This window comes from Streptomyces sp. NPDC127084 (genome assembly GCF_042724175.1).
GTDB lineage: Bacteria > Actinomycetota > Actinomycetes > Streptomycetales > Streptomycetaceae > Streptomyces.
On the sequence record NZ_JBHXFA010000098.1, the window covers coordinates 1 to 21,616 of the forward strand.

Annotated in this window: 27 protein-coding genes and 1 tRNA gene; 13 read left to right on the top strand and 15 right to left on the bottom strand. The window is 69.8% G+C overall.

Translation table 11 applies throughout. The annotated features are described in order from the left end of the window. The 9 genes from ACFWI9_RS22000 to ACFWI9_RS22040 all read left to right on the top strand — a co-directional run. Positions 1-192 (top strand): hypothetical protein (locus ACFWI9_RS22000; protein ID WP_387164388.1); only part of this gene is annotated, 192 nt, incomplete at its 5' end. A 45-nt stretch (positions 193-237) separates the two neighbouring features. Next, entirely contained in the window at positions 238-426 is a 189-nt protein-coding gene (locus ACFWI9_RS22005) for a hypothetical protein (protein WP_387164389.1), read from the top strand. An 18-nt stretch (positions 427-444) separates the two neighbouring features. Continuing rightward, a complete protein-coding gene (locus tag ACFWI9_RS22010) occupies positions 445-645 on the top strand; it encodes a hypothetical protein (RefSeq protein ID WP_387164390.1) in 201 nt (66 codons plus the stop codon). Further along, positions 642-899, top strand: a complete 258-nt coding sequence (locus ACFWI9_RS22015; RefSeq protein ID WP_387164391.1) for a hypothetical protein — start codon at positions 642-644, stop codon at positions 897-899. Before ACFWI9_RS22010 ends, ACFWI9_RS22015 begins: the two co-directional genes overlap by 4 nt. Positions 900-916: 17 nt before the next feature. Beyond that, positions 917-1,366, top strand: a complete 450-nt coding sequence (locus ACFWI9_RS22020) for a hypothetical protein (RefSeq protein ID WP_387164393.1) — start codon at positions 917-919, stop codon at positions 1,364-1,366. Positions 1,367-1,454: 88 nt separating this feature from the next. Then, positions 1,455-2,354 carry a bifunctional DNA primase/polymerase gene (locus ACFWI9_RS22025; RefSeq protein WP_387164394.1) on the top strand — a complete coding sequence of 300 codons (900 nt, stop codon included), beginning with the start codon at positions 1,455-1,457 and terminating at the stop codon, positions 2,352-2,354. Continuing rightward, positions 2,351-3,523, top strand: a complete 1,173-nt coding sequence (locus ACFWI9_RS22030; RefSeq protein WP_387164396.1) for an AAA family ATPase — start codon at positions 2,351-2,353, stop codon at positions 3,521-3,523. Before ACFWI9_RS22025 ends, ACFWI9_RS22030 begins: the two co-directional genes overlap by 4 nt. Further along, positions 3,520-3,729, top strand: coding sequence for a helix-turn-helix transcriptional regulator (locus ACFWI9_RS22035; protein WP_387164398.1), 210 nt, complete (start codon positions 3,520-3,522; stop codon positions 3,727-3,729). The genes ACFWI9_RS22030 and ACFWI9_RS22035 overlap by 4 nt, the downstream gene beginning before the upstream one ends. Continuing rightward, entirely contained in the window at positions 3,726-5,108 is a 1,383-nt protein-coding gene (locus ACFWI9_RS22040; RefSeq protein WP_387164399.1) for a tyrosine-type recombinase/integrase, read from the top strand. The genes ACFWI9_RS22035 and ACFWI9_RS22040 overlap by 4 nt, the downstream gene beginning before the upstream one ends. A gap of 177 nt (positions 5,109-5,285) precedes the next feature. Here the strand turns inward: ACFWI9_RS22040 and ACFWI9_RS22045 are convergent. Continuing rightward, positions 5,286-5,367: transfer RNA gene (locus ACFWI9_RS22045), tRNA-Tyr, on the bottom strand. Between the two features lie 211 nt (positions 5,368-5,578). On the opposite strand from ACFWI9_RS22045, the gene ACFWI9_RS22050 reads away from it, so the two are divergent. From ACFWI9_RS22050 to ACFWI9_RS22060, 3 genes are all read left to right on the top strand, one after another. Then, positions 5,579-6,067, top strand: a complete 489-nt coding sequence (locus ACFWI9_RS22050; RefSeq protein WP_338677285.1) for a YajQ family cyclic di-GMP-binding protein — start codon at positions 5,579-5,581, stop codon at positions 6,065-6,067. A 205-nt stretch (positions 6,068-6,272) separates the two neighbouring features. Then, the gene (locus tag ACFWI9_RS22055) at positions 6,273-6,791 is read left to right on the top strand and encodes a methylated-DNA--[protein]-cysteine S-methyltransferase (protein WP_387164401.1); all 519 of its coding nucleotides are present in this window, start codon (positions 6,273-6,275) and stop codon (positions 6,789-6,791) included. Beyond that, a complete protein-coding gene (locus ACFWI9_RS22060) occupies positions 6,788-7,459 on the top strand; it encodes an alpha-ketoglutarate-dependent dioxygenase AlkB family protein (protein ID WP_387164402.1) in 672 nt (223 codons plus the stop codon). Before ACFWI9_RS22055 ends, ACFWI9_RS22060 begins: the two co-directional genes overlap by 4 nt. Positions 7,460-7,539: 80 nt before the next feature. Here the strand turns inward: ACFWI9_RS22060 and ACFWI9_RS22065 are convergent, their stop codons facing one another. After that, the gene (locus ACFWI9_RS22065; RefSeq protein WP_387164404.1) at positions 7,540-7,809 is read right to left on the bottom strand and encodes a GlsB/YeaQ/YmgE family stress response membrane protein; all 270 of its coding nucleotides are present in this window, start codon (positions 7,807-7,809) and stop codon (positions 7,540-7,542) included. 108 nt (positions 7,810-7,917) lie between these two features. Here ACFWI9_RS22065 and ACFWI9_RS22070 point away from each other — a divergent pair, with 108 nt between their 5' ends. Next, the gene (locus tag ACFWI9_RS22070; RefSeq protein WP_387164405.1) at positions 7,918-9,162 is read left to right on the top strand and encodes an APC family permease; all 1,245 of its coding nucleotides are present in this window, start codon (positions 7,918-7,920) and stop codon (positions 9,160-9,162) included. Positions 9,163-9,237: 75 nt separating this feature from the next. Here ACFWI9_RS22070 and ACFWI9_RS22075 read toward each other — a convergent pair whose 3' ends face one another. From ACFWI9_RS22075 to ACFWI9_RS22135, 13 genes are all read right to left on the bottom strand, one after another. Then, on the bottom strand, positions 9,238-9,630 hold the full coding sequence (locus tag ACFWI9_RS22075; protein ID WP_387164407.1) for a YccF domain-containing protein: 393 nt from the start codon (positions 9,628-9,630) through the stop codon (positions 9,238-9,240). After that, positions 9,627-10,490, bottom strand: a complete 864-nt coding sequence (gene htpX / locus ACFWI9_RS22080; protein ID WP_387164408.1) for a zinc metalloprotease HtpX — start codon at positions 10,488-10,490, stop codon at positions 9,627-9,629. Before htpX ends, ACFWI9_RS22075 begins: the two co-directional genes overlap by 4 nt. 221 nt (positions 10,491-10,711) lie before the next feature. Continuing rightward, positions 10,712-11,170: a large conductance mechanosensitive channel protein MscL gene (gene mscL, locus ACFWI9_RS22085; protein ID WP_387164409.1), complete on the bottom strand. Its 459-nt coding sequence runs from the start codon at positions 11,168-11,170 to the stop codon at positions 10,712-10,714. Between the two features lie 153 nt (positions 11,171-11,323). Beyond that, positions 11,324-12,949: an NADH-quinone oxidoreductase subunit N gene (locus ACFWI9_RS22090; RefSeq protein ID WP_387164411.1), complete on the bottom strand. Its 1,626-nt coding sequence runs from the start codon at positions 12,947-12,949 to the stop codon at positions 11,324-11,326. Then, the gene (locus ACFWI9_RS22095; protein ID WP_387164429.1) at positions 12,946-14,508 is read right to left on the bottom strand and encodes a NuoM family protein; all 1,563 of its coding nucleotides are present in this window, start codon (positions 14,506-14,508) and stop codon (positions 12,946-12,948) included. The genes ACFWI9_RS22090 and ACFWI9_RS22095 overlap by 4 nt, the downstream gene beginning before the upstream one ends. 27 nt (positions 14,509-14,535) lie before the next feature. Then, positions 14,536-16,527, bottom strand: coding sequence for an NADH-quinone oxidoreductase subunit L (locus tag ACFWI9_RS22100; RefSeq protein WP_387164412.1), 1,992 nt, complete (start codon positions 16,525-16,527; stop codon positions 14,536-14,538). After that, positions 16,524-16,892 carry an NADH-quinone oxidoreductase subunit NuoK gene (nuoK, locus tag ACFWI9_RS22105; RefSeq protein WP_387164414.1) on the bottom strand — a complete coding sequence of 123 codons (369 nt, stop codon included), beginning with the start codon at positions 16,890-16,892 and terminating at the stop codon, positions 16,524-16,526. The genes ACFWI9_RS22100 and nuoK overlap by 4 nt, the downstream gene beginning before the upstream one ends. Further along, positions 16,892-17,536 carry an NADH-quinone oxidoreductase subunit J gene (locus ACFWI9_RS22110; RefSeq protein WP_387164415.1) on the bottom strand — a complete coding sequence of 215 codons (645 nt, stop codon included), beginning with the start codon at positions 17,534-17,536 and terminating at the stop codon, positions 16,892-16,894. The genes nuoK and ACFWI9_RS22110 overlap by 1 nt, the downstream gene beginning before the upstream one ends. Next, on the bottom strand, positions 17,533-18,150 hold the full coding sequence (locus tag ACFWI9_RS22115; RefSeq protein ID WP_387164416.1) for a NuoI/complex I 23 kDa subunit family protein: 618 nt from the start codon (positions 18,148-18,150) through the stop codon (positions 17,533-17,535). Before ACFWI9_RS22115 ends, ACFWI9_RS22110 begins: the two co-directional genes overlap by 4 nt. Beyond that, positions 18,147-19,115 carry an NADH-quinone oxidoreductase subunit H gene (locus ACFWI9_RS22120; protein ID WP_387164417.1) on the bottom strand — a complete coding sequence of 323 codons (969 nt, stop codon included), beginning with the start codon at positions 19,113-19,115 and terminating at the stop codon, positions 18,147-18,149. The genes ACFWI9_RS22115 and ACFWI9_RS22120 overlap by 4 nt, the downstream gene beginning before the upstream one ends. Beyond that, complete coding sequence (locus ACFWI9_RS22125) at positions 19,112-20,431, bottom strand: NADH-quinone oxidoreductase subunit C (RefSeq protein ID WP_387164419.1); 1,320 nt, start codon at positions 20,429-20,431, stop codon at positions 19,112-19,114. The genes ACFWI9_RS22120 and ACFWI9_RS22125 overlap by 4 nt, the downstream gene beginning before the upstream one ends. Then, positions 20,428-21,099 carry an NADH-quinone oxidoreductase subunit B gene (locus ACFWI9_RS22130; RefSeq protein WP_387164421.1) on the bottom strand — a complete coding sequence of 224 codons (672 nt, stop codon included), beginning with the start codon at positions 21,097-21,099 and terminating at the stop codon, positions 20,428-20,430. Before ACFWI9_RS22130 ends, ACFWI9_RS22125 begins: the two co-directional genes overlap by 4 nt. Further along, positions 21,090-21,491 carry an NADH-quinone oxidoreductase subunit A gene (locus ACFWI9_RS22135; RefSeq protein WP_385566901.1) on the bottom strand — a complete coding sequence of 134 codons (402 nt, stop codon included), beginning with the start codon at positions 21,489-21,491 and terminating at the stop codon, positions 21,090-21,092. The genes ACFWI9_RS22130 and ACFWI9_RS22135 overlap by 10 nt, the downstream gene beginning before the upstream one ends. Between the last annotated feature and the right edge of the window lie 125 nt (positions 21,492-21,616).

Consider the following 21,616-nt stretch of genomic DNA (forward strand, 5'->3'; position numbering starts at 1 on the left):
TTGTGTGCGGCCGTGCCGTTCGGGCCCTGCCGCAAGTGCCGCGGCTGGGGCTTCGCCATGAAGCACGACCGCAAAGGCCGCATGAAGCGCGGCAAAGACTGCCGCCGCTGCCGCGCGACCGGCAAACGCATACGCGTCGGCCGCCACCTGTTCAACGTCGCGATGCGCATCCACCGCGACGGCACCCGCTAACCCGCCCACTCCATCGCCAACTCAACGATCTGGAAGGGACCCGTCGTGGTCGTCACCGTCTCGCTCGTCGCCCTGTTCGGCCTCGTCCTGTTCTTCCTCCTGCGCTCCAACACCCTCGGCTACGGCAGCGCCTTCATCGCCGCCGGGTTCGGCTTCTTCCTCGCCTCCACCGGAGCCTCCGGACCCATCAACGAACTCGCCCGGGCCGTCATCGACGCCGTCGGCCAACTCTGACAAGGGAGGACTCCGACCATGACCGACCACATCACGCTCATGGCCGCCGGCGAACTGCGCACCGCCCTGGAAGCCACCGCCCAAGGTGACCTCCCGACCGCCGTAGCCGCACTCATGAGCATCGACCCCACCTCCTGGGCAACCATCGAACACCGCCTCACCATGCTGGGCGGATCGCTCCCCGAGCTGCTCGCCAACGTCCGGCGGGATGCGCCATGAACGCCGAACTCATCACCGCCGGCGTCCTGTTCATCCCGGCCGCGGTTCTCATCACGGTCTGCCTCGCGGGGCATCGGCGCGCCCGGCGGGCCGACGACGCCTTGGCCGCTGTCTTTGCCGAGTTCCGGGCGACCGAGCCCACCGGCACCGAGCCACCTCCGCACGACCGCGAAATAGTCCCGCAGCCCGCCGCTGAACCCGCACGACTGGCCACCGTCATCGACTTCCCCACCTGGCGCCGCAACGCGGCATAACCCCCGACAGGACACCCGTGTTCGAGATCCGCATCATCTGCGACCCCGACGACCGCGAACGCATCAGCGAGACCCTCACAGACGCGTTCACCACCGGAGCCGTACGCGAACACCCCACCCGCGACGGCAACCGCACCCGCCTCTACCTGACCGCCGACCACCACCCCAAGCCGGAGCCGTGGCCAACACCGGAGGAGGCGTACGCGCTCGCCCCGAGCATCATCAGCGAGATCGGCTGGACCGCCCGCACCGCCGCCGACAAGCCCTTCGGCGCCCGGCTCGGGCGGGAGTTCTGGCTCCGCAAAGCCGCTCTCCTGGACCGCATCGCCCTCACCGACGAGCGCGACGCGGCAGAGCTGGCCACCCAGGCGGCCCGACGTCTGATGGACACCGACGACGCCGCGGTCATCTGCGACCCACGCCACTACGTCCGCCAGCAGTACACCCTCTGGGCCAAGCACCACTAGCAACGCCGCGGCGGCGGAACTCCCCACCAAGGTCGTCCGCCGCCGCGGTTCTCCCTACCCGTCCGAGGACAGACAGGAGACCTACAGCATGACTCATGCCCGAAGCCACGCACTGGTGGCCGCAGCCGTCACCGCCGCAGAGCGCGGGTGGCACGTCTTCCCGATCCAGCCTGGCGGCAAGCGCCCGGCTGTTGCCGGGTGGGAAAAGCGCGCCACCACAGACCGCGACCGCATCGCCCGTTGCTGGGCTCGCACCCCGTACAACATCGGTATCGCGACCGGTCCTTCCGGCTTGGTCGTGGTCGACTTGGACAGGCCGAAGCACACCGAGGACGTCCCGCCGACGGCGTGGGCCGAGTACGGCGTCACGGACGGGGCCGATGTGCTGGCAGTTCTCTGCGAGCGCCACGGCCAGCCCTTCCCCACCGACACCTACACGGTGCGCACCTGGAGCGGCGGCACCCATCTGTACTTCACCGCACCCGAGGGCGAGCCTCTGCGCAACACCGCCGGGGACAGCACTCGCGGGCTGGGCTGGAAGGTCGACACCCGCGCCGTCGGCGGACTTGTGGTCGGCGCAGCCAGCACCTTCGACGGCCACCCGTACATGGTCAGCCATGACGCCCCCGTGGCGCCCCTGCCGGACTGGCTTGGTGAACTGCTGCGGCCCGCTCCGCTGCCCCCGCAGAAGCCCATCACGGTTACCCTCGCCGGGCGCGGCCGACGAACGGCGTTCCTGCGCTCCGCCATAAACGGGGAAGTGGAGCGGGTCGCCTGCTCCGGGCCCGACCAGCACAACCACGCGCTCTACATCGCCTCGGTCGCCCTCGGACAGCTCGTTGCCGGGGGAGAGCTGGGCGAGGCAGATGTGACGGGCTGGCTCCTGACCGCCGCGCTTCAGGTCGGGCAGGGCGAGCGTGAGGCGAGGCGCACCATCGCGTCCGGGCTGCGGGCCGGGGCGCGGCGCCCTAGGAGGGTGGCGGCATGAGCGCGTCCTCCAACCCGATTCCGCCACTGCACTTGTACTCCGTGCCCACGGACCACCAGGCCGCGCCTGAGTCACCACCCAAGCGAGAGCGGCCCCGCACCGCGTGGTCCGCAGATCAGCTCATGGCCGCACACTTCCCCGAGCCGAAGTGGGCCGTACCAGGCATCCTCGCCGAAGGCGTCAACCTGCTCGCCGGGCCACCCAAGGTCGGCAAGTCCTGGCTCTCTCTTGGTCTGGGCCTCGCAGTCGCGGCCGGCGGACACGCCTTCGACTCGGTTCCCGTCCAGGGCGGCCCAGTGCTCTACCTCGCCCTGGAAGATACCCCGCGACGGCTACAGACCCGCATGGGCAAGATCCTCGGAGGACAGCCCGCACCCCCGAGGCTCACGCTCGTCACCGAGTGTCCACCCTTCCCCCAGGGCGGCACGGAAGCCATCGCCCAATGGCTGGACCGCAACCCGACTGCCCGGATGGTCGTGATCGACGTGTTCGCCAAGATGCGCGGACAGGCCCCGCAGGGCGTATCCGCATACGACGCGGACTACGTGTCCGTCAGTTATGCGAAGCGGCTCGCGGACCACTACGGCATCGCGATCGTTCTGGTCCACCACGTCCGCAAGGCGGCCTCGGACGACTTCCTCACCGAGGTCTCCGGTACGAACGGCATCGCTGGTGCCGCTGACGCCACACTCGTGCTGAAGCGGGCCCGCGGGCAGGCAGACGGCATCTTGCACGTCACCGGCCGCGACGTGAACGAAACCGAGTACGCGCTCCAGTTTCAGGAAGCCTCCGGGGCCTGGCACTTGCTGGATGGTCCGGCCTCGGACCACACCATCGGAGACACCCGCTCCACGATCCTCCGCCACGTCCGGTCCAATCCCGGTGCCAAGCCCAAAGACATCGCTGAAGCCCTGCCCCACGTCGACGTGGACAGCGTCCGCCGCACCTGCTCCCGCATGGCCGCCGACGGACAGCTCACCAAAGACGCCAGCGGCCGGTACTACTACGACACCGAAACGCGGACGCAGAGCACACGGAAGCTGTCCCAGTTGTCCGACTGTCCCGCTACCCCAACTGGCCAGCACGAACGCCCCGGACAGACGGAATTCGGGGTGTCCGGGCTGTCCGATCTTCCCAGCGCCACGGATCAGAAGGAGGCACGGCAATGACAACCGCTGCCCGCAGGCATCGGACACCTGCTGACGAGTGGCTCCCCCTCACTGTGGTGCTGGACGAGATCGGCATCACACGCGCCACCTGGTACCGGTGGCGGAACCGCGGCTACGGCCCGGAGGTTCGCCGACTGCCGAATGGTCATCTCCGCGTGCGTCGCAGTGTTCTGGACGCCTTCCTGGATTCGCTGGAGGTCGCGTGACCGAGTGGAGTTACACCGTGCGGATCTGGAGCATCCGCAAGCGACCGCACCGCAATCCGTTCCAGCTCCGTTGGCGGGTCGGCACCCAGACCCACTCCGAGTCGTTTCCGACTTCCGGTCTCGCCGAGAGCCGCCGCGCGCAGTTCATCACCGCGTCCCGATCGGGAGAGCCCTGGGACGTCGAAAGCGGACTCCCGAATTCGATGGTCCAGAAGGCGAAGGACATCCCCTGGTATCAGCACGCCAGGAACTACGTGGAGATGAAGTGGGACCACTCCCCCGCCTCCACGCGCCGGAACCTCGCCGAGGCCATGGCAACAGTCACCCTCGCCCTGGTGAAGGACACCAAGGGCATGGCCGACCACAAGGCCGTGCGGCGAGCGCTCTACACCTGGGCCTTCAACGTGAACCGCTGGAGGGAGGAGCCGCCGGCCGACGTGGCCGCCATGCTCGCCTGGATCGAGCGGAAGTCGGTTTCCACCTCCGCCATGGCGGATCGGATGCTCGTGCGGAAGGCCCTGGACGCCTGCGCTCGACGGCTGGACGGAAAGACGTCGTCAGGGGCCGTCATCGCCCGGAAGCGGGCCATCTTCCATCAGGCCCTCGGCTTTGCCGTAGACGCCGAGTTGCTGACCGAGAACCCGCTCCCTGCCGTCCGCTGGAAGGCTCCGGAGAGGGTGGACGAGGAGGTGGACCCTCAGGCCGTCCCGGACCCGGAACAAGCCACCGCGCTCTTCGCGGCCGTGCGTAGGCAGGGTGCCCGAGGGCGCCACCTGGAGGCCTTCTTCGGGTGCATCTACTACTCCGCTGCCCGCCCGGGTGAGCTGGTCGGGCTCCGGCTTCGGGACTGCGACCTTCCGCGCCAGGGCTGGGGCCTCATCCGGCTCCGGGAGAGCCGTGCCCGCTCCGGCTCCTCCTGGACGGACACGGGTGAGGCTCACGATCGGCGTGGGCTCAAGCACCGCACACGGAAGACCGTCCGGTACGTGCCGATCCCACCCGAGCTCGTGGCCATGCTGCGATGGCACGTCACTCTGTATGGCACCGAAAACGACGGCCGACTGTTCCGGACCACTCGCGGCGGCATGGTCCAGGAAAGCGGATACGGCGAGGTGTGGGCGCGGGCTCGGGAGGATGTCCTCTCGTCCGCTGAACAGGAGACGAAGCTCGCCAAGCGCCCATACGACCTGCGCCACGCGGCCGTCTCCACCTGGCTCAGTTCAGGGGTCGAGCCGCAGCTCGTCGCCCAGCGGGCCGGGCACAGCACGGCCGTCCTCTTCCGGGTGTACGCGAAGTTCCTCAAGGGTGGTGACGACGCGGCCAACGCGAAGATCTCCGCCCGCCTCAATCAGCGCCATACGGGCCCGTCCGGCGCCTGACCGTCCATCGGCCCGTCTACGCAAGTGGCGCGCGGAAAGCTCGTCCACGTGTCGTCCAGAGAGGCTGGTAGAGGGAGGAATTCAGTGAGACAGGTCGAGACGGTCAAGCTCTGAGCGCGGGCGCAGCGAAACGGCCCCTGATCTGCGATACCGAGGATCAGGGGCCGTTTCATCGCGTGGCGGCGCCAGGATTCGAACCTGGGTAGGCTAAGCCGACGGATTTACAGTCCGCTCCCATTGGCCACTCGGGCACACCGCCATGGGATTGATGCCGAGGTGGCCGCTCTTCGCGGTGCTCCCTGGCAACGACGTAAACAATACCTGATGCGCGGGCGTGCTTCGCCACCGGATTGATCAGCGCCTCGACGGAGTCGGATGACTAGGCTTGCCGCAGCGGCCCGCCGGAGCCCGGCAGGCCGTACAGACACCGCACGCCACGATTCGCCCACGACATCAAGGAGCCACAGCACATGGCCGACTCCAGTTTCGACATCGTCTCGAAGGTCGAGCGGCAGGAGGTCGACAACGCCCTCAACCAGGCCGCCAAGGAGATCTCGCAGCGCTACGACTTCAAGAACGTCGGGGCGTCGATCTCCTGGTCCGGCGAGAAGATCCTGATGCAGGCGAACTCCGAGGAGCGGGTGACCGCCATCCTCGACGTCTTCCAGTCCAAGCTGATCAAGCGGGGGATCTCGCTGAAGGCCCTGGACGCGGGCGAGCCGCAGCTGTCCGGCAAGGAGTACAAGATCTTCGCCTCGATCGAGGAGGGCATCTCCCAGGAGAACGCCAAGAAGGTCGCGAAGGTCATCCGCGATGAGGGCCCGAAGGGCGTCAAGGCGCAGGTGCAGGGCGACGAGCTGCGGGTCAGCTCGAAGAGCCGGGACGACCTCCAGGCCGTGATCGCGCTGCTGAAGGGCCAGGACTTCGACTTCGCGCTCCAGTTCGTGAACTACCGCTGATCAGGTACGCCCGACCCCGCACGAGCATGGACGGGCGGACCCTGACCCTCCGGCCGCTGACCAGGATCTCCCCTGGTACGCGGCCGGACCCGCGCCGGGGCCTGCTGCCGGAGGCGCACGTGATGTCCGATTGCTGCCAGACCGGATCGGTGCGCGGGTGCAGACTCGGAAGTCGCGAGGCGTACCAGGTGAGACGGAGACAGCCATGACCGTGTACACGGAGATCGACAGCCCGCTGGGCACCCTGCTGCTGGTCGGCGCGGAGTCCGCCACCGCCCCGGGCGGGACGGCCCTGGTGTCGCTCTCCCTGCCGGGGCAGAAGGGCGCGGCGGTCGTACGGGACGGCTGGCTGCGTGCTGCGGAGGCGTTCGAGGAGATCGCCGGGCAGCTGGGGGCGTATTTCGCCAGGGAGCTGAGAAGCTTCACGATCGAGTACGCCGAGGCGGCGGACGGCGGTTCAGGTACCGAGTTCCAGCGGCGGGTGTGGCGGTCGGTGGACGAGATCCCGTACGGGCGGACCGTCACCTACGGGCAGATCGCGGAGCGGGTCGGGGCCTCGGGTGCCGGGGTGCGGGCGGTGGGGACCGCGATCGGACGCAATCCGCTGCTGGTGGTGCGGCCCTGCCACCGGGTGATCGGCGCCGACGGCGCCCTGCGCGGTTACGCGGGGGGCCTCGAACGCAAGGAACGGCTGCTCGGTCTGGAAGGCGCGCTCGTCCCATGACCGCCGGCCTGTTTCCGGCAGAGCGCGCCGAGGTGGCTCCCGGAGCCGTGCACATACCCGGATGGCTTTCGCCGGGCCGGCAGCGGGAGCTTGTCCGGTCCTGCCGCCACTGGGCACGGGGGCCGGTGCCGTTCCGGCACACCAGGCTGCCGCGGGGCGGGGTGATGTCCGTGCAGACGGTGTGCCTGGGCTGGCACTGGCAGCCGTACCGCCACACCCGTACGGCCGACGACGTGAACGGCGCACCGGTCGCCGAGTTCCCCGACTGGCTGGTGGCGCTGGGCCGTGAGGCACTGCTCGACGCCTACGGCGAGCAGGGCGTCGCGTCCGTTGAGCCGTCCGGGTACACACCGGACACAGCGCTGATCAACTTCTATGACGGTGACGCCAGGATGGGCATGCACCAGGACAAGGAAGAACGGTCCGGGGCGCCGGTGGTGTCCCTCAGCATCGGGGACACCTGCCTTTTCCGGTTCGGCAACACGGAGAACCGCGGCAGGCCCTATACCGACGTGGAGCTGTCTTCCGGCGACCTGTTCGTCTTCGGCGGGACAGCCCGCTTCGCCTACCACGGTGTCCCCAAGGTCTATCCCGGCACGGCCGAACCCTCCCTGGGCCTGACCGGCCGACTGAACATCACCCTGCGCGAGACGGGGTTCGACGCCTGAGCAGCCGTGCGGCCGTCCGGTCGTGCGGTCACGGGGTCACGCAGCCGTCGGTTCAGTCGTGCGGTCGGCCGGCGCCCGGCTCAGCGTGAACGCGAGTGGCCGAACAGAATCCGGTAGGCGATCAGCAGGACGAGCGCGCCGCCGATGGCGGAGACCCAGGTGGCACCGTCGTAGAAGTCCTTGGTGATGGGCCGGTCCAGCCAGTGGGCCGATATCCAGCCGCCCACGAAGGCACCCGCGATGCCGATGACGGTCGTGCCTATGAAGCCGCCCGGGTCGCGCCCGGGCAGCAGGACCTTGGCAACGATCCCGGCGAGCAGCCCCAGGATGATCCAGCTGATAATGCCCATGCTGTGGCCTGCCTCTCCGCACAGAAGTGTTGTGCGCGTTGTACGGGTTCTCGTTCTCGGGGACGCTCGGGAGTCTGGACGTGGTTGCGCTGTCAGTAGGGTGCGGACATGACACAGGAGCTGAGGCGGTCGCTGGGCGTGCCGGACGCCGTGGTCGTCGGGCTGGGATCGATGGTCGGGGCCGGGGTGTTCGCGGCCATGGCGCCGGCTGCCGCCGCGGCCGGTTCAGGAGGGCTACTGCTCGTCGGTCTGGGACTGGCCGGTGTCGTGGCGTACTGCAACGCCACGGCGTCGGCCAGGCTCGCGGCCCGCTACCCGGCGTCGGGCGGGACGTACGTGTACGGCCGCGAGCGGCTCGGCCCGTTCTGGGGGTACCTGGCGGGCTGGAGCTTCGTCGTCGGCAAGACCGCGTCCTGTGCGGCGATGGCACTGACCGTCGGCGCCTACGTCTGGCCGGACCAGGCGCATGCGGTGGCGGTTGCCGCGGTCGTGGCGCTGACTGCCGTGAACTACCGGGGCGTTCAGAAGTCGGCGCGGCTGACCCGGGCGATCGTGGCGGTCGTCCTCGCGGTGCTGGCGGCTGTGGTCACCTCCTGTCTGGCTTCTTCGGCCGCGGATCCGGCACGCCTGGCCTGGGATGGGAGCTCCGGCGGCGCGGGCGGTGTGCTGCAGGCGGCCGGGCTGTTGTTCTTCGCGTTCGCGGGCTATGCGCGGATCGCCACACTCGGCGAAGAGGTCCGGGATCCGGCCCGGACGATCCCGCGGGCGATTCCGCTGGCGCTCGGTATCGCCGTGCTGGTGTACCTGGGTGTCGCCATCGCGGTCCTTTCCGTGCTGGGGGCGGATGCGCTGGGCCGGTCGACGGCTCCGTTGGCGGATGCCGTCCGGGCGGCCGGAGCGCAGTGGCTCGTCCCGGTGGTGCGGGTGGGTGCGGCGGTGGCCGCGCTCGGCTCCCTGCTGGCACTGATCCTCGGGGTGTCCCGCACCACGCTGGCGATGGCCCGGGACGGCTACCTCCCTCGTACGCTCTCTGCCGTGCATCCCCGTTTCCAGGTGCCTCATCACGCCGAGCTCGCCGTGGGGGCGGTGGTGGCGGTCGTCGCGGCGACGGCGGATGTGCGGGGTGCGATCGGCTTCTCGTCCTTCGGAGTTCTTCTCTATTACGCCCTGACCAACACCTCGGCGTGGACTCTGGGTTCCAAATGGCGAGTACTCGCCACGCTCGGGCTCACCGGCTGCCTGGTCCTGGCTTTCAGCCTGCCGCTGTTTTCGGTGGTGGCGGGTGCCGCGGTGCTGGCGGCAGGCGTGGTGGCGTACGCGGTGCGGTCGCGGTTCGGTCGAGGACGGCTGTGACCGGACGCCGGCCGAACGCGATCTCGGGCCGCACCGCCTCGGGCCGCACCGCCTCGGAACGCACCGCTCCCGGCGTCAACGCGTCGCGAACGGCTGGTCGGTCGGCACGATCTCCTTGCCCAGCGGCAGCAGCGACACCGGGATCAGCTTGAAGTTGGCGATGCCCAGCGGGATACCGATGATGGTCAGGCAGAGCGCGATGCCCGTGACGATATGGCCCAGGGTCAGCCACCAGCCTGCCAGGACCAGCCAGAGCACATTGCCGACGCAGGAGGGCGCGCCCGCGTCATGCCGCTCCACGACGGTGTAGCCGAACGGCCAGAGCGCGTACACGCCGATACGGAAGGCCGCGAGTCCGAACGGAATGCCGATGATCGTGATGCAAAGCAGCACACCGGCGAGGAGATAGCCGAGGAACATCCAGAAGCCGCACAGGATGAGCCAAATGACGTTCAGGATGGTCTTCATGATCGGCGACCTGCCATCTGCTCGAGCCGGGCGATGCGTTCCGCCATGGGCGGGTGCGTGGAGAACATCTTCGACAGCCCCTGGCCCGGGCGGAACGGGTTAGCGATCATCATATGGCTCGCTGTCTCGATCTTCGGCTCGGGCGGCAGGGGCAACTGCTTGGTGCCCGCGTCGAGTTTGCGCAGGGCACCGGCCAGGGCGAGCGGATCGCCGGTGAGCCGGGCACCGGACGCATCGGCCTCGTACTCGCGGGAGCGGCTGATGGCGAGCTGGATCACGGAGGCGGCGATCGGGCCGAGGATCATGATCAGCAGGAGGCCCAGGAAACCCGGCCCATCGTCGTCGTCCGAGCGCCCGATCGGGATCAGCCAGGCGAAGTTGACCAGGAACAGGATCACGGAGGCGAGGGCGCCGGCGACGGACGAGACGAGGATGTCCCGGTTGTAGACATGGCTCAGCTCATGGCCGATGACACCGCGCAGCTCCCGCTCGTCCAATATCCGGAGGATGCCTTCGGTGACGCACACCGCCGCGTTGCGCGGATTGCGGCCGGTGGCGAAGGCGTTGGGCGCCTGGGTGGGCGAGATGTAGAGCCGGGGCATCGGCTGGCGGGCCTGGGTGGAGAGCTCCCTGACCATCCGGTACAGCGCGGGCGCCTCGAACTCGCTCACCGGACGGGCGCGCATGGCCCGCAGCGCCAGCTTGTCGCTGTTCCAGTACGCGTAAGCGTTGGTCCCGATCGCCACCAGGAGGGCGACGATCAGGCCCGTACGGCCGAAGAAGCTGCCGATGACGATGATGAGGGCGGACAGGCCCCCGAGGAGAACGGCGGTCCTCAGCCCGTTGTGCCGGCGGTGCACGGTACGCCCTCCAGATGGTGCGGCAGGGGAACCCTCTGCTGGTCGTGGTCCGTCTCCAGTGGACCCTCCCGTACTGGTCAACGCCAGGCGAGAGCCACGGGTTCCCTTGCCCCCACGGGCCGCGCACTGCGCCGTTCGGGTGACGCCCGGTCGGCGGGACACACGGCGCCCCGCCCCGGCGGCAGGTCACGCCCCGCCCGGGACGGGGCAGCGCACGGAGGTCAGCGCTGGACGGGCAGCAGTCCGGCCTTCTCCAGGGCTTCGCGGACCGGCTCGACCTCGCTGGTGCAGTGCGCGCAGCGGCTTGCGATCGCCGGGATCTCGGTGTAGCAGCGGGGGCAGTCGCGCACGGCCGCCTTGATGCTGACCGGCTCCTCCTTGGTGAACCGGTTCTGCATCTTCGTCATGGGGAGGACGACGAAGAAGTAGAGCACCGCGGCCGTGATCAGGAAGGCGATCGCGGCGCTGACGAACAGCCCGTAGGGGAACTTCACACCCTGGACTGTGTAGACCGCCTTGCTGTAGTCCCCGGTGCCCTGGGTGGCGACGCCGATCAGCGGAACGACGAAGGCGTTGCTGAAGCCGGTGACAACCGCCGTGAAGGCTGCTCCGACGGCCAGGCCGATCGCCATCGAGATCACGTTCCCGCGGAGGATGAACTCCTTGAATCCGCTCAGCACTACCGGCTCTCCCTTGCTCTGTGCAGTGTCCTTGTGCGCTGGACACGGTGCCGGGTATGGGCCCTGCTTGTCGAACCCCGCCTACCCGGCCTCCACACCCGCACCCTGCTTATCCACACATCCCGCTCATCGCGCCTGTCCGGCTCTCGGATCTCAGAAGAGATCGGTCGTGGCGAGACGCAGCACCAGCTGGGGCCAGCCCGACAGCAGGATGCCTGCCGCCGCCGTGACCGCGATCGTGGCCATGACCAGTGCCGGAGCCCTGTGGCGTACCGGCGCGGCGGTGGCGAGGTCTCCGGCGGCGCCGGTTCCGGCAGCTCCCGAGCCGCCGGTTTCGGCGCCCTCAGGTGCGCGGAACAGCAGCGCGGTCCACCGGAGGTAGTAGTAGAGCGCGATCACCACGTTCACGGCCATGATCACCGCGAGCCAGCCCAGCCCGGCGTCCACCGCCGCCGAGAACACCGTGACCTTGGCGAACAGGCCGATGACACCGGGCGGCAACCCCGCCAGGCACAGCAGGAAGAAGCCCATCACGAGGGCGGTCACCGGGCGGGTGGCGTAGAGGCCCCGGTAGTCGGCGATCCGGTTCCGCGGGCTGGTACGGGCGACCAGCGCGACCACGGCGAAGGCACCGAGGTTGACGATCGCGTACATCAGGGCGTACGCGACGGTGGAACCGATCTGGTCGTCGCTGGAGTACGCGGCCGCCGCGATCGGCACCAGGATGTAGCCGGCCTGCGCCACCGACGACCAGGCGAGCAGCCGGACCGCGCTCCAGGAGCGTGCGGCGGACTGGCGTACGGCCGCCACATTGCCGACGGTCATGGTCAGCGCCGCGAAGACGGCCAGAGCGGGACCCCAGATGTCGGCGTACGCGGGGAAGGCGATGACGGTCACCAGGATGAGACCCGAGAAGCCGACGGCCTTGCCGACCACCGAGAGGTACGCGGCCACAGGCAGCGGCGCGCCCACATAGGTGTCGGGCACCCAGAAGTGGAAGGGCACGGCGGCGGTCTTGAAGGCGAAGCCCACCAGAGTGAGGGCGACACCGGCCTGCGCCAGGATCTCAAGCTGGGCGGGGACGTCATCGAGACGGCCGGCGATCTGTGTGAGGTGCAGGCTGCCGGTCGTCGCGTAGACGAAGCTCACGCCCAGCAGCATCACGGCGGTGGCGGTCACCGACGAGAGGAAGAACTTCAGCGCGGCCTCGCTCGACATCCGGTCGCCGCGTCGCAGGCCGACGAGTGCGAACGCGGGCAGCGACGCGACTTCGAGGGCGACGACCAGGGTGGCCAGGTCGCGCGAGGCGGGCAGCAGGGCCGCACCGGCTGCCGATGACAGCAGCAGGAACCAGTACTCACCCGCGGGCAGTCGTTTCCTGGTCTCGGTGACCGAGAGCAGCGCGGTGAGCAGCGCGCCACCGAGCACCAGGAACTGGATGGCCAGGGCGAAACGGTCCGCCGTGTAGCTGCACGCGTCCGGGGCTGTGGTGAGGCAGAACGTGGAGCGGTCGCCCTTGCGCAGCGGAGCCAGGGACAGCACGGCGACGGCGAGTCCTGCGATAGCCCCGTAGCCCAGGTACGCCTTCTTCGAATCGGGCACGAAGAGGTCGGCCACCAGGATGACAAGACCGACGGCGGCGGCGATGGTGGGCGGGGCGATGGCGAGCCAGTCGACGGACTGGACCAGGGAGGCGGCGGGCTCGGCAGGCGCGGTGGCCCGCCCGACAGGCGACGCGGCGAGCGCGTGGATGGCGGCCAGGGGTGCCAGGGGGGTCATGCCTTTCCTCCCGCGAGGAGCTTCTGCACGGCCGGGTCGGTGAGACCGAGAAGGATCGCGGGCCAGAGTCCGGCGACGACGGTGAGGGCGACGAGCGGGGTCCAGGCGGCGAGTTCGTAGCCCCGGACGTCGGCGAGCTCGGCATGCCCTCCCTCACCCGCGGGTTCGGTGCCGCCCATGCAGACCCGCCGGACGACGACGAGGAGATACGCGGCCGTGAGCAGGGTGCCGACGCCGCCGATCACCATGAAGGTGAGGAAGGCCGGACGGCTGAGGCCGGGGGCGGGGTCGAAGGCGGCGAACAGGGCCAGCATCTCGCCCCAGAACCCGGCCAGACCCGGCAGGCCGAGGGAAGCGACGGCGGCGAAGGCGAGCAGACCGCCGAGGCGGGGCGCCCGTCCGTACAGCGCGGCGCCGGTGGCTCCGGCGAGTGCGTCGAGGTCGGCGGTGCCGTAGCGGTCCTTGATCGCGCCGACCAGGAAGAACAGCAGGCCGGTGATGAGGCCGTGGGCGATGTTGGCGAACAGCGCGCCGTTGACGCCGGTGGGGGTCATGGTCGCGATGCCGAGGAGGACGAAGCCCATATGGCCGACGGAGGAGTACGCGATCAGCCGCTTGAGGTCGCCCTTGCTGCCCGGCCGCGCGAGGGCGAGGCAGGCCAGCGAACCGTAGACGATCCCGGCGACGGCGAAGGCCGCGAGGTAGGGGGCGAAGACCTGCATTCCGTCCGGCGCGATCGGGAGGACGATGCGGACGAATCCGTACGTTCCCATCTTCAGCAGGACGCCGGCGAGCATGACGGAGCCGACGGTCGGAGCAGCGGTGTGGGCGTCCGGGAGCCAGCTGTGCAGGGGCCACATCGGGGTCTTCACGGCAAGGCCGACACCGATCGCGAAAACCGCGATGAGCTGCACGGATGTACTCAGTCCGCGGCCGTTGTCAGTGGCGAGTGCCACCATGTCGAACGTGCCGGCCTTGACTCCGACGAGGAGCAGGCCGAGCAGCATGACGACCGAACCGAGCAGTGTGTAGAGGATGAACTTCCAGGCCGCGGCCCGGCGGCCCTCACCGCCCCAGCGGGCGATGAGGAAGTACATCGGGACGAGGACCGTCTCGAAAGCGAGGAAGAAGAGCAGCAGGTCCAGGACGGCGAAGGTGGCGAGGGTGCCGGACTCGAGGATCAGCAGCAGGGCGACGAAGGCCTTCGGGGACGGGCCCGCGGGCATCTTGAAGTAGCTGTACAGCGCGCAGAGGAAGGTCAGCAGCGCGGTCAGGACGAGAAGGGGGAGCGAAATGCCGTCGATGCCGAGATGGATCCGCACATCGAGTGCCGGGATCCAGCTGATGTCCGTGGTGGCCTGCATCTTCGACGGCTGGTCGTGGTCGAAGCCGAGCGCGAGGGCGATAGCGGCGGCGAGGATGACCCCGGTGACCGTCACCCCGTGCCGGAGCACGGCCTGCTCGGGCGACTTCCCCTTCAGCCCGGGCGGGGCGGGCAGCAGCGCGGCGGCGGCACCGACGAGCGGGCCGACGACGATGAACGCGAGAAGGAACTGCATCACGGATTCGCTGATATCGATCACGGCTCACACTCCGGCGGCGACGAGTACGGCGGCGATCGCCAGGACGACGGAGCCGGCCAGCAGGGCGCTGAGGTAGGTCTGCACATTGCCGGTCTGGGCACGGCGGACGAGCCAGCCCAGCCAGTTGGTGCCGGTACCCGCGGCGCGCACATAGGTGTCGACGACCTCGCGGTCCAGGAAGCGGACCAGTTCGGCGCCGGCCAGGACGGGGCGGACGAACAGGGTGCGGTAGACGGCGTCCAGGTGGAAGCCCGCGGCTGCGGGGCGGTGCAGCGGGCCGAGAAGCAGTCGGCCGGGGTCGGCCGGGTCGTCCGCCGGGTGCGGCAGGCGCAGGGCCTCGGCTTCCACGAGGCCGGGCTCGGCGTCCGGGTGGGCGACCACCTGCGGCTGCTTGGTGACGGTGGCGTCGGCCCGGGACCGGGCGGCCATGGCCGTGGTGTGACGCCAGGTGCCGTAGGTCACCAGCGCGCCGACCAGGGCGACACCAGTGCCGAGCACCGCGGTAGCGAGCGTCGGGGTGAGCGAGCGCCCGTCGAACCAGTCGCCGATGAACACCGTGCTCAGTCCGAAGCCGAGTGAAGGGATCGCGAGGACCCAGAGCACGGCGTTCATAGCGAGGGGCTGCCTGCCGTGGTCCGGGGCCGGTGCGCCCTGACCTCGGAAGGCGAGCAGCCACAGACGGGTGGCGTAGGCCGCGGTGAGGAGGGCGGTGAGCAGTCCGGCGACCAGGACGGTCCAGCCGGCGCTGGAAGGAGCGAACTCGGATTCGCCGAGCGCTGTGTGCTCGGCGGCCACCAGCACGGCTTCCTTGGAGAAGAAGCCGGCGAACGGCGGAATCGCCACCAGCGCGAGCAGGGCGATGGTCATCGTCCAGTACGCGTCGGGGATCCGCTTGGTCAGTCCGCTCATCCGCGACATGGCGGCGAGTGAGTTGGTGCCGGCGGCATGGATGATCACACCGGCGGCGAGGAACAGCAGCGCCTTGAAGGCGCCGTGCGAAATGAGGTGGAAGACGGCGGCACCGCGGTCGCCGACGGCGAGGGCGCCGGACATGTAGCCGAGCTGGCCGATGGTCGAGTAGGCGAGGACCCGTTTGATGTCGTCCTGGGCGAGTGCGGCGAGTGCCGAGCCGACCATCGTGACGGCGGCCATCACGGCCAGTACGACGAGGGCTGCGGCGGACTCCGCGAAGACGGGCAGCAACCGGGCGATGAAGTAGACACCGGCCGCGACCATGGTCGCGGCGTGGATCAGCGCGGAGACCGGAGTGGGACCGGCCATGGCGTCGGGAAGCCAGGTGTGCAGCGGGAACTGCGCGGACTTGCCCGCGACACCGGCGAGCAGGAGCAGCGCGACGAGCGTGGGGTGGTCGATCGAGCCCGCCGCCACGGCGCCGAGCACGCCCTTGATGCTGAACGTCCCGGCGTCGACGGCCAAGGCGAACAGTCCGAAGAGGAAGGGGACATCACCGAGCTTGGTGACCAGGAACGCCTTCAGCGAGGCGGCGCGCGCCTCGGGCGTCTCCCAGTAGTGGCCGACCAGGAAGTACGAGCAGATGCCCATGATCTCCCAGCCGACCAGGAGCACCATCAGGTCGCCCGAGTAGACGACGAGCAGCATCGCGGAGGTGAACAGCGAAACGAGTGCCGCGTAGGAGGGATAGCGGGGGTCGTCGCGCAGATACGCCGTCGAGTAGATCTGCACACAGGACGCGACGAGCCCGACGAGCACGGCCACCAGGACCGCGAAGCCGTCCAGGTAGAGAGCGAGGTCGATGGGGACCGAGCCGGTGGGGGTGAGCTCGGTGGACGCCGTGATCGGCTTGCCGCCGCCCTGGCGCACCGCGACCAGGACCGCCAGCGCGAGGGCGGCCAGGGTGGGCAGCACGGCCAGCGGGCGGACGAAGCCGGGTGCGGTGCGGCCGGTGAGCAGCCCGGCTGCGGCGCCGAGGAAGGGAAGGAGGGGTACGAGTACGGCGAGGGTCGTCGTGGTCACGCGGTGGCCTCAGCCTTCTCTGCCGGGGCGGGCTCGGCTGCTTCGTCGGCGCTGTGTGCGCCTTCGGCGGTGTCGCGGAGCTTGTCGATGTCCGAGGTGCCGCGGTTGCGGTAGACCATCAGGACGATCGCCAGACCGATGCCGATCTCCGCGGCGGCGATGGCGATGGTGAAGAGGGTCAGGGCCTGGCCAGCGTGCACGGCGTCGCGCAGCCAGACGTCGAAGGCGACCAGGTTGAGGTTGACCGCGTTGAGCATCAGCTCGACGGACATCAGCACCAGGATCGCGTTGCGGCGCGCGAGCACTCCGTAGAGCCCTGTGCAGAAGAGCAGGGCGGCGAGCACCGCGGGGTAGGCGAGATGCATCAGCTCTTCCCCTCTCGGGCCGTGCCGGTCCTGCCGCTCGTGCCGCCCGGATCTGCCCCCTGGCCCTTACCGGCGCGTTGGGGTGCGGCACCGGGCCGGGATTCCCCTGCCGGGGGCTTGCGGGACAGCACGATGGCCCCCACCAGGGCGGCGAGAAGCAGGACGGAGAGCGCTTCGAAGGGCAGCACCCAGTGCCGGAAAAGCAGCTCCCCGGAGACCTTGGTGGAGCCCTGGGCCGGTCCGTCGAGATTGATCCAGGTGGTTCGGAAGGCGTCCACGACCACCCAGACCAGGACTCCGGCGGAGGCGACGGCCACGACGAGGGCGGCCGGACGGTTGCCCGAGTCGGCGTCCGGGGAGCGGCCGATGGGGGCCTTGGTGAGCATCAGACCGAAGAGGAGGAGGACCACGACGGAACCGACGTAGATCAGCACCTGTACCCAGGCGATGAACTCCGCGGTCAGCAGCAGGTACTCGACGGCCAGGCCGCCGAGCGCCACCACCAGCCAGAGTGCGGCGTGCACGAGCTGCTTGGTGGTCACCGTGACGACCGCCGCGGCGAGGGTCGCGATGCCCACGAGCACGAAGGCGATCTCGACACCGCTCGGGGAGAGGAAGCCGTGCGCTTCGGCTGCCAGGCTCACGACTGTCCCTCCTCGGTGGCGCCACCGGTCTCCGCCGCGCTGTCCTGATCGGCGGCGGCATCCTCGGCGGCTGCCTGCTGTGCGGCCAGTCTTTCGGCCTCCTGCTTCTCGGCCGCCTTGCGTGCCGCGGTGAGCTCCTTCGGCTCCTCCGCCGACGGGTCGAGTGCGGGCGGCTCCGGGACGGTCCACATCCAGTCGCGGAGCTTGTCCCGTTCGTGGGTGAGTTCGCGGATGTCGGTCTCCGCGTACTCGAACTCCGGCGACCAGAACAGCGCGTCGAAAGGACACACCTCGATGCAGATACCGCAGTACATGCAGAGCGAGAAGTCGATCGCGAAGCGGTCGAGGACGTTGCGGCTGCGCTCGCGTCCACCCGGAGTGGCCGCGGGGACCGTCTCCTTGTGGGAGTCGATGTAGATGCACCAGTCGGGGCACTCACGGGCGCAGAGCATGCAGACCGTGCAGTTCTCCTCGAACAGGCCGATCACACCGCGCGTGCGGGGCGGCAGTTCGGGCTGCACATCCGGGTACTGCGCGGTCACGGACTTGCGGGTCATCGTGCGGAGCGTGACCGCGAGGCCCTTGGCCAGGCCGGATCCGGGGATGGCCATCACTGCATCACCACCTTCACGACGCCGGTGAGGGCGATCTGGGCGAGGGCGAGTGGGACGAGCGTCGTCCAGGCGAGGCGCTGGAGCTGGTCCTCACGCAGCCGCGGATAGGTGACCCGCAGCCAGATCACGATGAACGCGAGCACAGCCGTCTTGAGCAGGGTCCAGACCCAGCCGAGTCCGTCGGCACCGAACGGGCCGTGCCAGCCGCCGAGGAAGAGGACCGTGGTGAGACCGCAGAGGACGACGATGCCCGCGTACTCCGCCAGGAGGAAGAGCGCGAAACGCAGCCCGGTGTACTCGGTGTAGGCGCCGAAGATGATCTCGGAGTCGGCGATCGGCATATCAAAGGGAGGGCGCTGAAGCTCGGCGAGACCGGCGGTGAAGAAGACGACGGCGCCGACGATCTGCCAGGGCAGCCACCACCACTCGAAGGCGTTCAGGATGCCCGGCAGGGAGACGGTGCCCGCGGCCATCGCGACGGACGCGGCGGCGAGCAGCATCGGAAGCTCGTATGCGAGCAGCTGAGCGGCCGTACGCAGCGCGCCGAGCAGCGAGAACTTGTTGGCGGACGCCCAGCCGGCCATGAGCGAGCCGAGCACTCCGACGCCCATGACGGCGAGCACGAAGAAGATGCCCGCGTCGATGAGCACTCCGACCGCGCCCTCGCTGGGTCCGATCGGGATGGCGACCAGGACGAGGAGGTAAGGGAGCAGCGCCACCGCGGGTGCGAGCTGGAAGACGCGGCGGTCGGCGTCAGCCGGGACCACGTCCTCCTTCTGCGCGAACTTCACACCGTCCGCGACGAGCTGGGCCCAGCCGTGGAAACCGCCTGCGTACATCGGACCGAGGCGGCCCTGCATATGCGCCATCACCTTGTGCTCGGTCTGCCCGATGACCAGCGGCAGGACCAGGAACACGACGAAGACGACGATCAGCCGCAGGGCGACGTCGAGCGCGTCGTTCATGCGGGGTCGTCTCCTTCGGAGTCGGCCCGCGCGGCGCCGGTTCCTTCTGCGGAGCCGTTTGCCGTGCGGGAGGGCGGTGATTCGGGGGCGCCGGGATTCCGGTCCGCCTCGGCCCCAGGGCCGGAAGGACCGTCCCCGTCGGGCTCGGCGGTGGCCTCGGCCTCCGGGGAGGGCACCGCTGCGGGGGCATCGCCTGCCTCAGACCCCCGCGCCGGGCTGGCCCCCGCATCGGAGACCGGTGCGGGCTCTGCAGGCGCCGGAGCACCCTTCGTTTCGGCCTCGGAGACCGGTGCGGGTGTGGTCGCCGCCTCGGGAGCCGGGGCCGGGGAGGCCTCCGCCTCGGATGCCGGTACGGACTCTCCAGGCGCCGGAGCACCCTTCGTTTCGGCCTCGGGTGTGGTGTCGTCGAAGGCCGGGCGGGCGTGGTGCCATGGGGCGTCGGTGCTGCGGGGGCGCGGGCTGGTGGAGGGCGGGGTGTCCTCCGCGCGCTGGGTCGCCGAGCCCTCGCTCGCGGTGTGTGCGCGCCGGGGTGTCGCCGCGGAAGGCTGCTGACTCGCCGAGCCCTCCGCCGCGGTGCGTGCGCGACGAGCGGGGGCGGTAGACGGAGCCTCCGCGGCCTCGGGGGCGGTCTGGCTGGCGGAGCCCTCCGTCACGCTGCGTGTGCGGCGGGCCGGGCGCTCGCCCGCTGCGCCCGCGGCGCGCGGGGTGCGGGTGGGACGGGCCGGGGCAGGGGGGAGCTGCCCCTTGAGCGGGCCCCACTCGTTCGGGTCCGGGACACCGGGCGGGAGCATCTGGCGGCGCTTCGGGCCGCCGTGATCGGACTCCCCCGGCTCCTTGGCACCCGGCCATGCCTTGGCGACCCGCGCCGCGAGCACGAAGTCCTTGCGCAGCGGGTGGCCTTCGAAGTTCTCCGGCAGGAGCAGCGGCACGAGGTGCGGATGATCCGTGAAGCTGACGCCGAACATCTCGTGGGTCTCGCGCTCGTGCCAGGCCGCGCCCGCGTAGACACCGACGGCCGTCGGAAGGGCAGGGGCCTCGTGCGGCACCGTCGTACGCAGCAGCAGGCGGCGGACCGAGTGGTCCTCCTGGCCGGGCGCTCCCAGCGCGGCGACATGGGCGCAGACGCGGAAGCCGGTGCCGGGCTCGTCGACGGCGCTCAGCCAGTCGAAGTAGGTGCAGCCGAGCTCGTCGCGGGCGGTGCGCAGCGCATCCAGCCAGCCGGTGGCGGGCACGTCCACGGTCAGCAGGTCGTACGCCGCTTCCGCGGTGGCCTCGGGCCCGAAGCGTTCGGCGACGTGCGTCTCGAAGGAGCTCACGAGGCACCTCCCGGGCTGCTCCCCGGCGCGGCTTCCCCACTGCTCCCCGCGGCGCCACCAGGGGCGGGAGGCGGGCTGACCAATCCGCTGCGGAGCTGGCCGACCGACGCCTTGCCCGGGGAGGCGCCGTAACGCTCGCTCAGCGACTCGCGGGCGATCTTCTCCTGGAGCTTCAGGATGCCCTGGAGCAGCGCCTCGGGCCGCGGCGGGCAGCCGGGCACGTACACGTCGACCGGAATGATCTGGTCGACGCCCTTGGTCACCGAGTACGAGTCCCAGTAGGGGCCGCCGCAGTTCGAGCAGGCGCCGAAGGAGATGACGTACTTGGGCTCCGGCATCTGCTCGTAGAGCCGCTTCACGGCCGGTGCCATCTTGTCGGTCACCGTGCCCGACACGATCATCAGGTCTGCCTGGCGCGGCCCGGGTGCGAAGGGGATCACGCCGAGGCGGATGAAGTCGTGCCGTGCCATCGACGCGGCGATGAACTCGATGGCGCAGCAGGCGAGCCCGAAGTTGAAGACCCAGAGGCTGTAGCGGCGGCCCCAGTTCAGGACCACCTTCATCGGCTCGGGAGCCAGCCGGGAGAGCAGACCCAGCTTCCCCCCGGGTTCGGTGACCGGGTCCGGAAGCAGCACGGGCTCGGGGGTCGTCTGTGGGGTCACGTCCATGCGAGGACGCCCTTCTTCCATGCGTACAGCAGTCCCACGGCCAGGAAGCCGAGGAAGATGAACATCTCCACGAGTGTCGTCGCGCCGTATCCGGGCGCGGCGAAGACCGTGGCCCAAGGGAACAGGAAGATCGAGTCGACGGCGAAGATCACGTACAGGAAGGCGTACACGTAGTAGCGGACCTGGGTGTGGGCCCAGCCTTCCCCTACGGGGTCGACACCGCACTCGTACGTGAGCAGCTTCTCGGGCGTCGGCACGACGGGGCGCAGCAGGCGGCCCGCGCCGAAGGCCACCGCCACGAAGAGGACTCCGATGACGGCGAGCAGCCCGACGACCGAATAGCTCTGGAAGTAGTCGGCCGCGAGCACGGTCGGTTCGGTGGGTTCCGGCACGTCCGTCCCTCGCTCCCTGCCCCTGTGTTCGATGAATCGTTACGACGACCAGGTGCGATCGACGATCCTTTCGCACGGGAGTCTAGGCCCTGGTAAGGGCAGGGTAAGCAGCCGTATCACGCTTT

Coding starts and splice junctions, on each gene's coding strand:
- ACFWI9_RS22010 (WP_387164390.1), top strand. CDS start 445: ATGACCGACCACATCACGCTCATGGCCGCCGGCGAACTGCGCACCGCC.
- ACFWI9_RS22015 (WP_387164391.1), top strand. CDS start 642: ATGAACGCCGAACTCATCACCGCCGGCGTCCTGTTCATCCCGGCCGCG.
- ACFWI9_RS22025 (WP_387164394.1), top strand. CDS start 1,455: ATGACTCATGCCCGAAGCCACGCACTGGTGGCCGCAGCCGTCACCGCC.
- ACFWI9_RS22030 (WP_387164396.1), top strand. CDS start 2,351: ATGAGCGCGTCCTCCAACCCGATTCCGCCACTGCACTTGTACTCCGTG.
- ACFWI9_RS22035 (WP_387164398.1), top strand. CDS start 3,520: ATGACAACCGCTGCCCGCAGGCATCGGACACCTGCTGACGAGTGGCTC.
- ACFWI9_RS22050 (WP_338677285.1), top strand. CDS start 5,579: ATGGCCGACTCCAGTTTCGACATCGTCTCGAAGGTCGAGCGGCAGGAG.
- ACFWI9_RS22055 (WP_387164401.1), top strand. CDS start 6,273: ATGACCGTGTACACGGAGATCGACAGCCCGCTGGGCACCCTGCTGCTG.
- ACFWI9_RS22060 (WP_387164402.1), top strand. CDS start 6,788: ATGACCGCCGGCCTGTTTCCGGCAGAGCGCGCCGAGGTGGCTCCCGGA.
- ACFWI9_RS22065 (WP_387164404.1), bottom strand. CDS start 7,809: ATGGGCATTATCAGCTGGATCATCCTGGGGCTGCTCGCCGGGATCGTT.
- ACFWI9_RS22070 (WP_387164405.1), top strand. CDS start 7,918: ATGACACAGGAGCTGAGGCGGTCGCTGGGCGTGCCGGACGCCGTGGTC.
- ACFWI9_RS22075 (WP_387164407.1), bottom strand. CDS start 9,630: ATGAAGACCATCCTGAACGTCATTTGGCTCATCCTGTGCGGCTTCTGG.
- ACFWI9_RS22090 (WP_387164411.1), bottom strand. CDS start 12,949: ATGACCCCCCTGGCACCCCTGGCCGCCATCCACGCGCTCGCCGCGTCG.
- ACFWI9_RS22095 (WP_387164429.1), bottom strand. CDS start 14,508: ATGCAGTTCCTTCTCGCGTTCATCGTCGTCGGCCCGCTCGTCGGTGCC.
- nuoK (WP_387164414.1), bottom strand. CDS start 16,892: ATGCATCTCGCCTACCCCGCGGTGCTCGCCGCCCTGCTCTTCTGCACA.
- ACFWI9_RS22120 (WP_387164417.1), bottom strand. CDS start 19,115: ATGAACGACGCGCTCGACGTCGCCCTGCGGCTGATCGTCGTCTTCGTC.
- ACFWI9_RS22130 (WP_387164421.1), bottom strand. CDS start 21,099: ATGGACGTGACCCCACAGACGACCCCCGAGCCCGTGCTGCTTCCGGAC.